Here is a 15283-nt window from a genome sequence, read left to right as displayed (position 1 = left end):
TCACGCCGAATTTCCAAGGAATCCGTTACGCCGGTTATCAACAGGATGCGCTTTTGATGCAGCATATAAACCTACAGTAAATGTTTAATCATATGTGCGACGCCGTGTTCGTCATTGGTCAAGGTGACAGCATCGGCCATCGCTTTGATATCTTCCCGCGCATTGCCCATCGCTACACCTTTTCCCGCCGCCTCCAGCATCGATTTGTCATTTAAGCTGTCACCGACAGCCGCGGTTTCTTCGATCGGGATATTCAGCCGTTCCGCAAGCCTCTTCAGCGCCTGCCCCTTGGAAGCTTTGTGGGAAGATAGCTCAAAGTTGTGCTCAGCAGAACTGACAAGCGTCAAATCTTCGGCATGCTCATATTTTTTCCAGCCTGCCTCGAGCTTCTCCTTGAAGAAAGAAAAACCGAGAATATTATAAAAGTCGATCTCCTGATCAGCCTCAAACAGCTCTTGAAACGAGCCAATATAAGCGAAGCCGGATTGGCTGTATTGCACCTCGGCCGCCTGCATAAGGACAGAAAGATCTGCTTCCGGATTCGCGCTTCTGAATCTGTCCAGCTCAACCTCAAGAAGCTCCTTGCCGTTTTGCGGCGTATATATGGCTGAACCTGTGAATACCTCGTAATAATAGTTTTCCGACTCAAGCCATGAGAGAATATCATATGCCCGCTTCTTATCAATCGTTTCGTGATGATAAAGCCTGCCATCGGGATCGTGAATGACGGCGCCGTTTGCGCTGATGACCCACGTTTTGATCCCCAGCGGTTCAAAGATTGACATGACGTCAAAATGAGCGCGCCCAGTTGACACCACCACTTCAATGCCGTCCCGCTGCGCCTGCCGCAGCGCGTTTTCATTTTCCAAGCTTACCTGATGCTTGCTGTTGAGTAAGGTTCCATCTAAGTCAATCGCAATCAATTTCAAGTTTGTCAGCCCTTTCCTTCATCCTGCTCTGTCACGAGAAGTTCCACACCATTACGGTCAAGCAAGTCACAAAACGCCTGATTCGGCAGCTTGTCTGTGATCAAGAGATCGATTTCACTCAGCTCCGCATACTGATAAAAACTGGTGCTCCCCAGCTTCGAATGATCTGCAAGCGCGATTACCTGCTTTGCCTGCTGAATCATTTTTCGCTTCACCATACCATCCTCTTCATGCGCAATTGTAATGCCATGTTCGGAAATCCCGACCACACCGATCAGCGCTTTATCGACGTGGTAGCTTGAGAGCTTTTCAATCACAGAGGCGCCGTACAGAAAGCGGTGCTCCTTTTCCAGCTTGCCTCCGAGCAGATAGATTTCAATTCCCTCTTTATCGGACAGTACTTCCGCAAGATTAATCGAGTTGGTGATCACCGTACAATCATCCGCATTCAAATGCTTTGCACATGCCTGAACGGTTGTAGAAGCGTCTAAAATCACCCGGTCACCATCATGAATGAGCGATGCGGCAAGCCTGCCGATCTTGTTTTTTTCCTCGGACACTGTTTTCAGGCGGCCAGAGTAACTTTGAATTTTTTGATGCACAGTCGGCAAAATGGCACCGCCCCTTGTACGGATGATGGCATTCTGTTCCTCCAGCTTCACAAGATCCCGTCTCGCTGTATCCCTTGACACCTGAAGAAGCGTACAGATCTGCTCCGTTGTAATTCGGTTATGCTGTTTTAAAAAATCCAAAATCGCTACTAATCTTTCTTCTTGGTACACGCCCTCATTCCTTTTCTTATCAATCATCTTTAAGCAATTATAAGTTTTTATTCAATTTCATTCAACATTATTAAGTGAATTTAAGTAAAAATGCATCATAAGAACCAATTTTTCCTAAATGACACAAAAGAAAGAACCAGTCTGGTCGACTGGTCAATTTTGAGGGGATGATGCGGAGATCCGGATAATATGAATGGATAGAAAACGGGAGGATCAGGGGGATGTCAATCGGCAGCTTTTTCCCGGGGTTTAGGGTCCATAAAACGAACAGTGTCAGCCAACACTTCCGTTACATATACGGTAACGCCTTCTGCGTTTTCATAGCTTCTTGTCTGAATCCGCCCGCTTACGCCGACAAGAGAACCTTTTTGGCAATACAACGCCGTGTTTTCAGCTGTTTTTCTCCAAAGTGTGCAATTGACGTAGTCGGCCTCGATTTCACCTGAAGCATTTTTGAAGCTGCGATTTACCGCGAGCGTAACGTGTGCGACTGCCGCACCGGCGGAAGTGTAGCGAAGCTCAGGATCTTTTGTAAGACGTCCGACAAGCATGACCTGATTGAACATGCGATTCCTCCTCTCCTTGCGGTTATATGTATTGTAGATGATGCAATGAGAAAAGAAAAACGTGTAAAAGCGACTTTCAGCCTCTGTTTTTATCTTTCGTTTTCATTTTTCCTTCAGCTAAAAACATCTTTTGTTTTTTCCCTTTAAAGAAATATGTACTTTTTAAAAACCGGAAAAATATTTGCTTTGTCAGCCAATTTTGCGTATTCATACACACATAGGAAGAACCATCCCATGCAAACCACTGAAAGCTCAGTTTTTTTTCCGGCAGTGACACCTTAATTTTATACTGTTCCATGCCGTCTTGCGTTTCGTATAAAAAGCTTATCCTGCCTCTCTTGTTCAGATGAACCTCAAACACTTCTTTACGGCTTAACATATATGTTACTTCCTTTTGAATCAAACAATCCTCAGAAGGAGTGCCGTCAATATAAATTTCTTTTAAACGAAATTGATTCATACTACATCTCTCCGTAATCTATAGTCAGTTACAGTATAATGAAAAAATAGAAATTATTAAATGTTTCGCCAATACAAAATTCTTTAGCCCCAGCATTGCAGCATTTTTTCCTCTAAAACGTTTATGTTATAATGAAAGGCAAGAAAACTTTGGAAGTAATCGGGGTGAGAAAAGGAATGAAAACCTTTAAACTGGTTGATCTGAATGTGGAACGAGTGGACAAGGAAGAAAAAACAATTGAACAGTTTCCCCTTATCGACGGACTAATTATAAATAAAGAAGACGGTGAAAATCACTGGCTGATCGAAGCGCTTGTAGCGAAAGAACACCTGTCTTTTTTTGAACAGCTTCAAAACAGCCAATCTGAAGCCAAAGTATTTGTAACAATCACGAAAAAAAGCAATCGCCCCGCCCAGCTGACAGCAGCAGTGAAAAATATCGTCAAGCTGGAAGAAAGCATACAGGTTTTAATCTACGGACAAATGGTCACAAGAAAACAGCAAGGCACTGAGACCATTCTCGAATCCCTTGTAAAAGAGGGCTATACAGGAACACAACTCATTGAGGCATTTAGGCAAAAAATATAAAAATGAGGGGATATGTCCCCTGAAGCCGGTACAGAAGCGAAGAGCGGCACAATAGACATTTTGAATCAATATGTTCTACATTAAAAAAGCTGCCGTTTTAGAACGGCAGCTTTTATTTTCGTGCTTGCATATTTAATTTGTATGGCCAAAAGAATCAACCAATTCCCCTTTAACAACGAGGCGCCCTTCGGTTTCGGCCGCCTTGTCGCATGTGATTAACGTAATCTCCTTTTCGTTTGTCTCCTCAATCACATCTGCATCCATTTCCGACATGATTTTTTTGGATGTCACAGAATAAATATAGTCTTTTTTAAAATCTGTGATCACAATTTGAGCACCTGTTTTTATGTTTTCAAGAGGTCCGAACAGAAGACTCTTTTGCTTCAAATGATGGCCAGCCAACGGATAATTTCCCTCGCCCATTTTCTGATCCGGGCGCATTGTTGCCGCCCCGATCAGAAGGTTTTCGTTGGTTGTGCCTTTTGCGATCGGAAGCTCTAGATTGACACTTTTAATCGTTATCCGCCCGATAACCGCTTTTTGATCGTGATTAAAGCCAGCCTTTATGGCATCCACCAACTCAGGCGGCTCGATTGAATCAAATTCAAATTCCGCTTCTTTCTCATTATTTCTTTTCAGCTGCTCCATAGTTAAGGCCGACTCACTCTGGCTTTTGCTAAGATAGGCTATGATTCCTCCTTTCAACAGAGGAGAACAGATAAGCAGCAGTCCTAAAAGAATGAACATCGTAATGATCATTTTCTTGTACATGCAAAAAAATTCCTTTCTTATGCTTCATTCTAAAATGAGCTGTGTCACTTTTAAAAAAGCACCTGATCAATTCTTCAATGATCAGGTGCTTTCATATTTATCCCTTTCTTTGCTTCTTTCTTGAGGCAACAGCTAAGCCTCCGCCTGCCATTAGCAGCAGGATACCGATCATGACCGTTAATGTGCTGTCCGCATCTCCGGTTTTTGGAAGGGATTTGTCTGTTTTCGAATCACCATCTGTACCATTAGTTTTCGAATGATGTCCATCTCCATTCACATTTCCATCCGGTGTAGGTTTATCCGGTTTGTCAGGCGTTGGTGTTTTCACTTTTTGATTAGAAACAACGAGCTCAACAGCTTTTGGCTGTCCTTTTTCTATTGTGAATTCAATTGGTGTTTCATCCAGTTTGTAACCTTCCGGTGCCTTTGTTTCAATCAATTGATAGCTTCCCGGCGCAAGGCCTTTTACTATGAACTGCCCCTTTTTATCCGTTTTCCAGAGTTCAGGCAGCTCTTTGCCATAGCCGTCAGTTTTTACAGGCTTGCCGCTTGCGTCCAATAACTTGAATTCAGCGCCCTCCAAAACTGTAGTTTTATCATCTTGATCCACTTTCGTCACATTCACGTCACCTGGTGTCAATATGTTTTCAGCGGTGATATCAACTGGTTTCGTGTCTGTATTTGTGATCTTGAACGATATAGGTGTTTGGTCTAAATGATAATCCTTAGGCGCTTTTGTTTCGACAAACTGATATTCGCCGGCTTTGAGGCCATGAACCGTGAGCTGTCCTTTGTCATCAGTTGTCAAGCCAGATTTCAGTACTTTGCCTTTGGCGTCTGTCAGATTGAACTCCGCGTCTTGAAGAACTTTATTTTTATCATGCTGATCCACTTTCGTGAGAACAACAAGGTTCTTGGTATTAACCGCTGTTACTATCACTTGTTCAGGTTTGCCGCTGTATTCACCCTTAATGGTGAATGACACTGGGCTTTCGGATAAAAGATATCCATCTGGCGCCTGTTTTTCAACAAATTGATAGCTTCCCGGCGCTAACCCGTCAACTTCAATTTTGCCGCCTTCTTTTGAAACGAGATCGTCTCTCACTGTTTTTCCATTGCTGTCAGTGATTTTGAATACTGCGCCGGCTAAGCCTTTTCCATCTTGGTCTTGCTTCGTCAGCTGAACCGAGCCTTTATCGTTCACGACGATCCCTGCATCTGCAGATTCTGGTTTTCCTGCTGCTGATTCAGAAATGGTAAACTCTATTTTCTCCGTATTTAACACATAGCCAGATGGCGCTTTCGTTTCAACAAAGGCATAGCGTCCCGGTGCAAGGTCCGAAGCCTTAACTTTTCCGTCTTTATCCGAAGTCAGCTTTTCTTGAACCGTATTTCCTTCCTGGTCGACAATGTTGAAAACTGCCCCTTCCAGTTTCTGGCTTTCAGTATTTTCCTTCGTCAACTCAACAGAGCCTTTATAGTTGATAGCGGTCCCGGCATCCACTGGTTCCGGCTTTCCTGCTGCGGAATCAGAAATCGCAAACTCTATTTTCTCCGTGTTTAACACATAGCCGGATGGCGCTTTCGTTTCAACAAAAGCATAGTGTCCCGGTGCAAGGCCTGAAGCTGCGACTCTCCCGTTTTCATCTGAGGTCAGCCCTTCTTGGACCGTATTTCCTTCCTTGTCAATAATCCTAAAGACGGCTCCTTCAAGCTTCTGGCCATCGGCATCTTCCTTCGTCAGCTGAACCGAGCCTTTATCGTTAACGGCAATTCCGGCATCTGCGGCTTCAGGTTTTCCTGCTGCAGATTCTGAGATGGTAAATTCTTTTTTCGTTGTATTCAGCACATAGCCGGATGGCGCTTTTGTTTCCACAAAGGCGTAACGGCCCGGCGCAAGGCCCGAAGCTTCAACTTTTCCGTCTTTATCCGAAGTCAGCTTTTCTTTAACGATATTTCCATCTTGATCGACAATGTTGAATACTGCGCCTTCAAGTTTCTGGCCTTCAGCATTTTCCTTCGTTAGAGAGACTTTCCCTTGGTAATTGGTCATTGCTCCTAAATTGACATCAGACACTTGATTCTTTTCATTCTTTGCGATTGAGAAGTGAATCGCTTTTGTATTCACGATAAAGCCTGCAGGAGCTTGTGTTTCTGTCAAGCGGTAGTAGCCCGCCGGCAAACCGTTCATTTCCACTTTTCCGTTTTTATCGGATTTTATATCTGTTCGTATGAGAGTATAGGTGCCGTCATTTGATTTTTTCTCCAGCTTGAAAACAGCACCCGCCAAAGGATTGTTTTGTTCGTCTTGTTTGATAAGCGTCACCTTGTTCTGTTGATTTACGACTTTGTACAGTGCCCCTGTCTTGGAGGAATTGCTGTCTATCTTAACAGAGACTCCTTTTGCATAAGCATCGCTGATGGTATATCCGTCAGGCGCTTTTATCTCTTTTAATACGTAGGAACCGTAGCGAATATTTCCGAATGTAAGCTTCCCGCCGGCATCCGTCGTGCCAGTGCGGAGGAGCTGTTTGGAATCCTCAGACCATAACTGGAATTCTGCTCCTTCAAGAGCTTTATCGTCCTCTCCAGTCTTAAAAATCGTCAGGCTTCCTTTATCTCCGGATCCGGAACCGTCACCGCTTGAAATGGCAACAAAGATCGAGCTGCTGTTTTCCTGAGTCTGCTCCTTCACATTTGTTCCCGAAATGGACACTTTATTTTTAACGTGGCCATTCGTGCCGGCTATGTTAATCAGAGACCGGTATTTGATCACATAGGCGCGGTCAATTTGCTTATAGCTGCCTATGAATTTCAGGACAAACGATTGTTCACCTGTTGTATTGTCAGTTTTGATGTCTAACGTGTAGTCTTTGTCTTTTTGAAGCTCGACATCTCCCGCGGTCAGATTTCCGCTGCTGTCTTTGACCACTCCGTTTTCATCATATTTTGCTTGATATACTTTAAAAGAATCCGCATCTAGGATTTGATTTTCATCCGGCGTGTCAGTAACTTTTACGTCATCCAGCGTTGATTGGCTGGAGTTGACATTGATGTTCCAATCGATGTAGCTTCCATTTTGTTTGCCGCCTTTGAAAACCAGACTTCCACCGTTCGTAACTGAAACAGAGCCCGTCAACGTGCGGTCTGCATAACCGTCATTATGGTAGGTCGCCTTGTTTGTATACTGATTCTGATCAATGACCTGTCCTTTGAGCGATGTCTTAAACTCAATCAAGTATGGCACAGAATCGCCCGTTTTAAGGTGTACCGTCAGAGTGCGTTCATTTTTTTCTGAAGGCTCTTCGACCTCATACTTGGAAGGGTCAAGCGCGTCTCCTTCTGTGATGGAGCCGTTTTTATTGATCGTATAGCTCTTTACCACAACGGAACCCGGCACAAATTGTTGAGGATCTGTTATGGCATCTTTTATATAAGGATTTTTTGTGGGTTCGCCATTATAATTGATGCCGACTTTCCACGTGATTTCCTTTGAAACTGCGTTGTATGATCCGTTTTTGAATCCATTGTTTGTCGTCTGATGATTCGGCGTAAAACCGCTTGATACCTTATTCGTGCGCTCATTGCCGTATTGATCAGTCCATTTCGACTGAGCTGTATTCTTGACGATTTCGTTAGAATAATCGGCATTGAATGTTGTCGTATACGTGATCTTAAATTGACTGTTTGTTTTCGCGTAATCCCCGATCAATGCCAAAGTAAAGCCTTTATGTTCGGGATTTTTTGTCAACGTGTAGTCTTTGTCTTTCTGCAACGTTTTGTTGTTCGTTGTGTCTTGAATTTTGAACGAGTCATCAATCAGAACCAATCCGCCGCTTTCGAATTGATCATCCAGCGTCCAATTGTTCATCTCATAGTTATTTTTATTAACTGTAATCGTCCAATCAACCGTCTTCTTCTCATAATCAACATTTGAATACCCTTTGATAAGGTTCTGTTGAATGGCTATTCCAGAAGCTTCTTTTGAATCCCCTGTTCCGGTCACCACGCTATTGGTGTATGTTGTCGATTTATCAATGATCACTCCGCTGTTGACCTTTGTTTGATATGTGATTTTGTAAGCGCTGGTAACAGATTTATTAAATTTGATTTCAAATCCGCTTCCATTATCGGTAAGCGTGTAGTCCTCGCCTTCTTTTAAAGGCGTTCCAGCTTGCTCACTGCCGTTCTGTCCAAAGGTAATAGGAATAACCTTCAAAGAGTCTTTCACGAGGTGCAAATCGCCAGTTCCAAAAGAATCCTTAATGCTGGCCTTGGATTGGTCGATCTGTTTCTCACCGTAGTTATATGCAATAGCCCAGCTGAATGTTTGAGATTCTCCATTATAGCCGGTAGATGATTTTGCGATCATTTTTCCATATTTGGCCGTAACAGTGGCTTCTGCAGAAATGGGTTCCAGATTGTCTCCACTGAATGCTGCCTTGTTCGTCAGCGTCACATTTCCGCCCTGGCTCGGCTTTGCGCTATTGTCAATGTCGGTTTCGTACACAAGGCGGTAGGCTGAATCAATTGTCCCGTTAAATGTGACATTTCCTTTTGAATCAACGCTATAGCCGGAAGAAACTTCATTTCCTCTGCTTACAGAACCATCAATGTTCACATTGAGTTCATACACTTTAACTGAACGGTAGATTAAGCCATCCGGGAGGCTTTCTGTGAGTTTAGCATTCTTGACTTGATCTAATTTTTTATTGACATCGACCGTCCATGTTACTTTGCCGGGGTTGATGCCTTTATCCAGAGCACCTGATTTATCAATGGTTTTACTCACATTCGGTTTAAAATAAACCGTTGTCTCAGGAGTATCGGAATTCACAGGGAATGGAATCTTTTGTGTTGTCGAACCCGTTATTTTTTTCTCGTTGAACTGCGTATTGATAACCAATGTGCCTTTGACATTAGAAGTTTCTTTTACCTCGCCGTTAAATGTCATCACCACATGTCCGTTCGTATCAATAGAAAATGTCCCGTATGTGGTGTCTCCGGCTCTTAATGGCAGGTTCACAATGTCATTATGCATAATAAATTCTTTAGGCAAATCAAATTCATACGTATCGCCGGCATTGATTGTTTTTCCTAAATCGTCAGGAATGGCCCAATCAATTGAAATTTTCACCGGAGCATTTGTACTGGCACGATTGCTCTTGTCATATGGCTCCCCGTTTTCATCCGTCAGTGTCACGCCGGTTAAAATATGTTGGGTGATTTGTTTTTCTTCAGTTTGCAAGCTTTTGAAAGCTGATTGACTAGAGGATGACACTTTTTTGGAATCATCACTCTTAGAGGAGTCGCTGCTCTTAGAGTCGGCTGATGGCTGTTGTTCTTCCTCTTTTTGCTCCTTGCTGACTGAAGGTGTAGATTTGTCATCTGTCCCTTCCTGATCACCCGCAGTTTCAGAAGAGTCGTTTTTTGGCTCTTCCGCCTCGGCATCTTGTGTCTCATCTTTCTTAACAGGGATGATCACCTGCTGGGTTTTGCCTCCCCCCAGTTGAAAAAGGGCTGCTACTGTATGCTCATCGTCTTTTACATCTGCAGTAAACGTGGCTGACAGTGTAATGGCTCCCTTGGCATCAGGAGAGTCCGCGGATGCAGTTGTTAATTTTACCGTCATGGTGCTGCCGCCCGCCGGCACTTGATAGCTGCCGATGACTTGGTCAGCAGATTTGATCTCACCTTCTGCACCTTTATCAAATGTAAAGCTTTTAGGTATCTCCACATTGATATCTTGTTCGCTTTCTGCGTCTTTATCTTTTTTTAATGACCATTCATATGTCAGTGTCACTTCATCCCCCGGCGTTAATGCCGGTTCATTTCCTTTTGACCCGTCAACAATCTTGTCATTGCCCTCCTTGACCGTCACCGAATCGAAGAATTGGCTGTCACTTGACGTTACGTCAACAGCCTGTGCTGTAAGAGTATAGCTTGCGATCTGGCTGAAGAAGAAAAAGATGGCCAGGCTTATGATCATAACGATTCGCCCGCTTTTTTTCAGCCCTAAGGGAAAACTCCTTGTTCTCAACTTTTCATTCCTCCCTTTCATATCTATTTTTTCACTTGCCGATTGATCCGCGAGACCATAAAGTCATGTCTCATCCCCCAAAAATAACTACTAATGCCGAATGAGTTTAAAAACTAAGAATTGCCATCCGAACCAAACTACATTGTATGAAATGGAACTATACAAATTCTGTACAACTAAAAATGGAATGAGTTGGAGATTAGAAGTTTCAAGCGGAGACATATGGAGAGGGCCTTCCCTTTAAATGACTTGTACAAAAAAACCAGTGTGCATCGATAGGCAATCGACACACACTGGTTTGGATAAGTTTTTTTGCTTCTTCAATTAATCTGATCTTTCATTTGTTTATAACGCTGATATTCTTTTATTGCCTCTTCTACCTTCCCGTTTTTGTTAAATAGCTGCAGCTTGTATTGCATAATTTTATGATCGCAAGGCTCAATTTTCTCGGCCTGCAGGCAAATATCCATTGCTTGATGATCGTTCATTTCCCGAATGAGGAAATCGATCAGTTCATAAGCCTTTCCAAGCCAAAGCTGGGCGAGACGCGTCTTTTCCGGTTCTGCCCACAAATAGCCGTACTCTAACAGGTAATGACTTTGATAGGCCATGAAAATATCCATGTGCAGATGTAATGTAGCTGTATTGAGCGGAGGAGCCTCTTTTAGTGACTTTTCCCATTCGGCAACATCGATTTTTGCGCCTGAAAGCCGAAGAATATATCCTGTATCGGTCTTCTCGATTGTTTGGCTGAACGGGATCTGGCTGAGTAATTTTCGTATCTGATAAATGGTTGAGTAGAGCTGGGTGCTTGCTTTTGACACATCGTAATTAGGCCAAAAAAGATCGATTAACATGTCTTTACTGACCACGCGGCCTAGGTTATGAAGTAAAAATGAGTATATTTCGCGTGCTTTCGACGTTCTCCACTTGACTGGAATATTTGTTTTGACACCCTTTAAGGTTTGATAAAACTGCAGGTTTCCAAAACATTGGATAGAAAAATGCGCCTCGGTATTTTCTGCAGATGCTCTGAGCATGTTATTCGTTCTAATTCGTTCAACAGTTGTCTCGAGCCGCTTGTAATTTACAGGCTTCAGCAAATAATCAATGGCATTCAGCTCAAACGCTTTGATAGCGAACTCATTATAGGCCGTGATGAAAACGACTTGGATGTTTTCATTCATCGATTGAATCGCTTCAGCAAGCTCAATGCCGTTAACCCCCGGCATTTCAATATCAAGAAACACTGCATCTACAGCAGGAATCTCTGGGTGCTCCAGAACTTCAATCGGATCTTGATACGCCATAATAGATTGAAATGCGTTTGTCCGTTCAAGCATATTTTTAAAGTGAAGCAATGCCAGGTGCTCATCATCAACAATTAACGCTTTCACAAAACATCACACCCTATAAATAAAATCGAGATAACAGTAAATAACTTCTATTATATCATGCCAAATTGTCCCTTTATCTGGATTCTTTTTCTTTCTATCTATAGTTTTTGAAAGTTTGCACTTACAATATTTATAAAAATAGGAATTTAGAAAAATCCTATTATAAAGGAGCATTGATATGAAAGAAAAATTCATTTTCACTTCGATTATTTTCGGTTATGCCGCATTCTTTATGGCTTTTATAGCCATTGACCATTTTTCTGGTTCAACACTTCCTGCTGCAAAGCATGGGATCATGGACTTGGAAAACTGGGATTTTCAGAAGGATGGAAATGTACAGCTGAATGGAAAGTGGACATTATATCCCAATCAGCTGCTGTCGCCAAAAGAGATCGCTTCAGCAAAAGGAAAAGATCCCCTCTTCGTTGATGTCCCCAGTAATGTGAAGCTGGCCAAGCAGGGTATTAACGTAGATTACGGAACGTACAAGCTGACGATCAGATCAAAGCAAGACAATCAGGTTTTCGGGATCAGCACGTCGTTTATTTACAGTGCAAATCGCATCTATTTTAATGGCCAATTGATAGGACAAAGCGGCAGCCCTTCAAATAAACCTGATTTTACAGCGCAAAACAGACCGTATACGAGCTTTTTTACGCTTCACAAGGGTGACAATGAACTTGTGGTACAATTTTCAAACTTCGGAAAAACGCCGGGGTGGGGAATCGCAAAGCCGATTACTTTTGGAACGCAGGATAACATATTGCGAGAGAACAAAATTTCCTTTCTTAATGATTCAATCATGATTACGGCTTTTTTCATTACCGGATTATATTTTCTGGGCTTTTTCCTGCAAAGAAAAAAAGATAAACATTTGTTGTTTTTTTCTGTTATGTGTCTTCTGTTTTCGTTCATTATTCTGATGATCGGAAAAGAGCGGATTATATTTCTCCTCAATCCGTCAATTTCATTTTCATTGCTAAATTCAATGAGGGCAATCTCTACAGTGTTTGTCAGCATTGCGGTTTTTCTCTATCTCTATTTTGCTTACCGGAAGATTGTTTCAAAGCGTTTTATTCTCATAGCCACTGTTTCTTCCGGGCTGGTCTTGATCACAGATTTTTTAACCGTGGGTTTTATCGGCCATGCCTCATACATATTACATTCTGTGCTAGCCGTTTCGACCCTGGTTTATATTACATATATTTTTACGATTGCAGCGATCCGCAAAATGGAAGGAAGCCTGTATCTTACAATCGCTTCTATATCAATGAGTGCTTTTGTCATTTTAACGACCATCTCCGCTTACAGCGGAAAAACAGCTTTTTCCTTTAATTCGATCTATTCATTGCCCACAGTTATCGCTTTGCTGGCGATCGTTCTTTTGATGGCACAGCAATTTGCCGGCGCTTTCCGCGAAAATGAAGTGCTATCATGGAAATTGCTCAGAATCGACCGGCTAAAGGATGAGTTTATTGCCAAAACATCGCATGAATTCAAAACGCCGCTGAACAGCATTATTAATATATGCCAGACACTGCTGGCCGGCAAAGGAAAAAGAACGATAGAAGAAGAGAAAGAAAATATGCAGCTTGTCATCCGCATGGGCTACAGGCTGTCCAATCTGGTGAATGACATCTTGGATTTAGAAAAAATAAAACAAGGCATGCTTCAGATTCACCCGGTTCCTGTTGATATTTACACTTTAATCAGTTCGGAAATGAATTTTTATCATCTTTTGTCCAGGCATAAAAACTTGAACATTATGAACCATATTCCACCCGGCCTTCCTTTGGTACTTGCAGATGAAAATCGCTTTCGGCAAATTGTAACCAATCTAGTAGACAATGCAATCAAATATACAGCGGAGGGCAAAATCACACTTTCTGCTTCAAAACTGAACGATAACATGATCAAGGTGACAGTAACAGATACCGGAAGCGGCATCTCAGAAACCGATCGCCAAACCATCTTTGAGTCTTTTCAGCAAGCCGAAACGAATAAAGACGACGGAGCCGGTCTTGGTCTAAGCATTGTCAAACAGCTGGTTGAGCTCCAGAACGGAGACATTTGGGTAGAATCGGAAGAGGGAAAAGGTTCGGCATTCCACTTCACATTGCCAATTGCTCAAAATGAATCTGTGCCTGAAACAAAGAAGGGTCTTTCTGATTTACAATCCGAGATAAATATGTCAGATATCTCTTTGAAAACGCCTTATTACTCTGAGAAAACTGACGCTCCAACCATTCTGATTGTCGATGATAACCTTGACAGTTTAAAAATTTTAAGCGATATGCTTGAAGGTGTACCCTACAATGTAATTGCTGCAAAAAACGGAAAGGAAGCATTAGAAGTCATCTCTTGCACGAAGCTTGATTTGGTTATTTTGGACTTGATGATGCCGGATATGTCGGGTTTTGAAGTCTGTACGAAAATTCGTGAACGATTCAGCTTGGTTGATCTCCCCGTTCTGATCATTACAGCAGCCATTATCGGCCATGACAAATACAAGGCTTTTCATGCCGGAGCGAATGACATTTTGCAAAAACCTTATCATTACTCTGAATTTATGGCGCGTATCAAAAACCTGATTATGATGAAACATACAGCAAATCAAGCCACAAGAATGGAAATGGCATTTCTCCAATCGCAAATCAAACCTCATTTTCTTTACAATGTATTAAACACGATCATTTCTCTCAGCCATTTGGATATTGAAAAAGCGCGGGAGGTAACAGAGGAATTTACCAACTATTTAAGAATGAGTTTTGATTTCCAAAATACATCTGCCATCAGTTCATTCAAACATGAGCTTTCTATTATCAGTTCCTATCTTTCCATAGAAAAGACACGCTTCGGCGATCGGCTGGACATCATTTTTGATATAGAAGAAGACATTGACTTTATCCTTCCTCCTTTAATGATTCAGCCCTTGGTGGAAAATGCCGTTCTTCACGGCGTCAGCAAGAAAAGAGGCGGAGGATGGGTCAAGCTGACAGCTAAAAAACAAAGCGAGAATGAGTATTACATCAAAGTAGAAGATAACGGTGCCGGCATAGCTCCGGAAAAACGAGAAGATCTCTTATCTGCGGATTTCGATCGCAGCGTCGGATTGAAAAATATCAACCAGCGGCTGAAACATTTTTGCGGAAGTGAATTGAAGATTAGCAGCACTCCGGATGCCGGCACCTCTGTTTCAATGCTCATTCATCTCGCTGTAACAACAGAAAGCCCCGCGGCATTAAGTGAAAGGAATTGAAAATAAAAAAAGACTGCCGTTTCAAAACGGCAGTCTTTTTATTCCGGCGACTTTGTTTGCTGCTTTAGCAGATCTCTGATTTCCTTCAGCAGCTCCTCTTGCGCATCCGGCGCTTCCTCCGCCGCCTCTTCTTCTGCTTCTTTTTTGCGCCTTAACCCATTCAAAATCCGAATCACAATAAATATGGAAAACGATATGATTAAGAAGTTCACAATTGTCTGTATAAAGCTGCCGTACTTCACCACAGCATCGCCAAACGTAAACGATAAACCTGAAAAATCAAGCCCTCCTAGCAGCAAGCCGACTAAAGGCATGATGATATCATTGACTAGAGATGTGACGATCTTCCCGAACGCGCCGCCTATTACAACACCAATCGCGAGGTCAACGATGTTCCCGCGCATGGCAAAAGCCTTAAATTCATTCCACATACAATCACCTGCTTTTCTCATGTTTTGAAAGAAAAAAGACAAATGTGCCGCTGCCCATCTG

At 42.6% G+C, this 15283-nt stretch carries 10 protein-coding genes and 1 pseudogene; 3 read left to right on the top strand and 8 right to left on the bottom strand.

What is annotated here, in order from left to right; genetic code table 11:
• Window positions 1-71: 71 nt before the first annotated feature.
• From ywpJ to ywpG, 4 genes are all read right to left on the bottom strand, one after another.
• Complete coding sequence (gene ywpJ / locus AC0C66_RS10805) at window positions 72-929, bottom strand: phosphatase YwpJ (protein ID WP_072181874.1); 858 nt, start codon at window positions 927-929, stop codon at window positions 72-74.
• A gap of 5 nt (window positions 930-934) precedes the next feature.
• Entirely contained in the window at window positions 935-1711 is a 777-nt protein-coding gene (glcR, locus tag AC0C66_RS10800) for a transcriptional regulator GlcR (RefSeq protein ID WP_014115446.1), read from the bottom strand.
• A 224-nt stretch (window positions 1712-1935) separates the two neighbouring features.
• Window positions 1936-2277, bottom strand: coding sequence for a single-stranded DNA-binding protein SsbB (ssbB, locus tag AC0C66_RS10795; RefSeq protein WP_014115447.1), 342 nt, complete (start codon window positions 2275-2277; stop codon window positions 1936-1938).
• Window positions 2278-2353: 76 nt separating this feature from the next.
• Window positions 2354-2737, bottom strand: coding sequence for a DynA interaction protein YwpG (gene ywpG, locus AC0C66_RS10790; protein ID WP_014115448.1), 384 nt, complete (start codon window positions 2735-2737; stop codon window positions 2354-2356).
• Window positions 2738-2913: 176 nt separating this feature from the next.
• Here ywpG and AC0C66_RS10785 point away from each other — a divergent pair, with 176 nt between their 5' ends.
• Window positions 2914-3324 carry a YwpF-like family protein gene (locus AC0C66_RS10785; RefSeq protein ID WP_242733744.1) on the top strand — a complete coding sequence of 137 codons (411 nt, stop codon included), beginning with the start codon at window positions 2914-2916 and terminating at the stop codon, window positions 3322-3324.
• Window positions 3325-3456: 132 nt separating this feature from the next.
• Here AC0C66_RS10785 and AC0C66_RS10780 read toward each other — a convergent pair whose 3' ends face one another.
• The 3 genes from AC0C66_RS10780 to AC0C66_RS10770 form a co-directional block, all read right to left on the bottom strand.
• Window positions 3457-4095, bottom strand: a complete 639-nt coding sequence (locus AC0C66_RS10780) for a class A sortase (RefSeq protein ID WP_242733741.1) — start codon at window positions 4093-4095, stop codon at window positions 3457-3459.
• Window positions 4096-4192: 97 nt separating this feature from the next.
• On the bottom strand, window positions 4193-10135 hold the full coding sequence (locus tag AC0C66_RS10775) for a SpaA isopeptide-forming pilin-related protein (RefSeq protein WP_461845767.1): 5943 nt from the start codon (window positions 10133-10135) through the stop codon (window positions 4193-4195).
• Between the two features lie 320 nt (window positions 10136-10455).
• Entirely contained in the window at window positions 10456-11532 is a 1077-nt protein-coding gene (locus AC0C66_RS10770) for a response regulator (RefSeq protein ID WP_061186464.1), read from the bottom strand.
• Between the two features lie 178 nt (window positions 11533-11710).
• Between AC0C66_RS10770 and AC0C66_RS10765 the strand changes: the two are divergent.
• Window positions 11711-13600, top strand: a pseudogene (locus AC0C66_RS10765) (sensor histidine kinase); the annotation flags it as partial.
• Between the two features lie 120 nt (window positions 13601-13720).
• Entirely contained in the window at window positions 13721-14791 is a 1071-nt protein-coding gene (locus AC0C66_RS10760) for a response regulator (protein ID WP_309294814.1), read from the top strand.
• A gap of 38 nt (window positions 14792-14829) precedes the next feature.
• Here the strand turns inward: AC0C66_RS10760 and mscL are convergent, their stop codons facing one another.
• Window positions 14830-15222 carry a large conductance mechanosensitive channel protein MscL gene (gene mscL / locus AC0C66_RS10755; RefSeq protein WP_014115454.1) on the bottom strand — a complete coding sequence of 131 codons (393 nt, stop codon included), beginning with the start codon at window positions 15220-15222 and terminating at the stop codon, window positions 14830-14832.
• Between the last annotated feature and the right edge of the window lie 61 nt (window positions 15223-15283).

The sequence above is a fragment of the Bacillus sp. VA13 genome (assembly GCF_055710085.1).
This window is presented reverse-complemented; position numbering and strand designations above follow the sequence as displayed.

Bases quoted from the DNA above. Each gene is read 5' to 3' on its own strand.
- AC0C66_RS10760 (WP_309294814.1), top strand. From the start codon at position 13,721: ATGTCAGATATCTCTTTGAAAACGCCTTATTACTCTGAGAAAACTGAC.
- ssbB (WP_014115447.1), bottom strand. From the start codon at position 2,277: ATGTTCAATCAGGTCATGCTTGTCGGACGTCTTACAAAAGATCCTGAG.
- AC0C66_RS10785 (WP_242733744.1), top strand. From the start codon at position 2,914: ATGAAAACCTTTAAACTGGTTGATCTGAATGTGGAACGAGTGGACAAG.
- mscL (WP_014115454.1), bottom strand. From the start codon at position 15,222: ATGTGGAATGAATTTAAGGCTTTTGCCATGCGCGGGAACATCGTTGAC.
- AC0C66_RS10780 (WP_242733741.1), bottom strand. From the start codon at position 4,095: ATGTACAAGAAAATGATCATTACGATGTTCATTCTTTTAGGACTGCTG.
- ywpG (WP_014115448.1), bottom strand. From the start codon at position 2,737: ATGAATCAATTTCGTTTAAAAGAAATTTATATTGACGGCACTCCTTCT.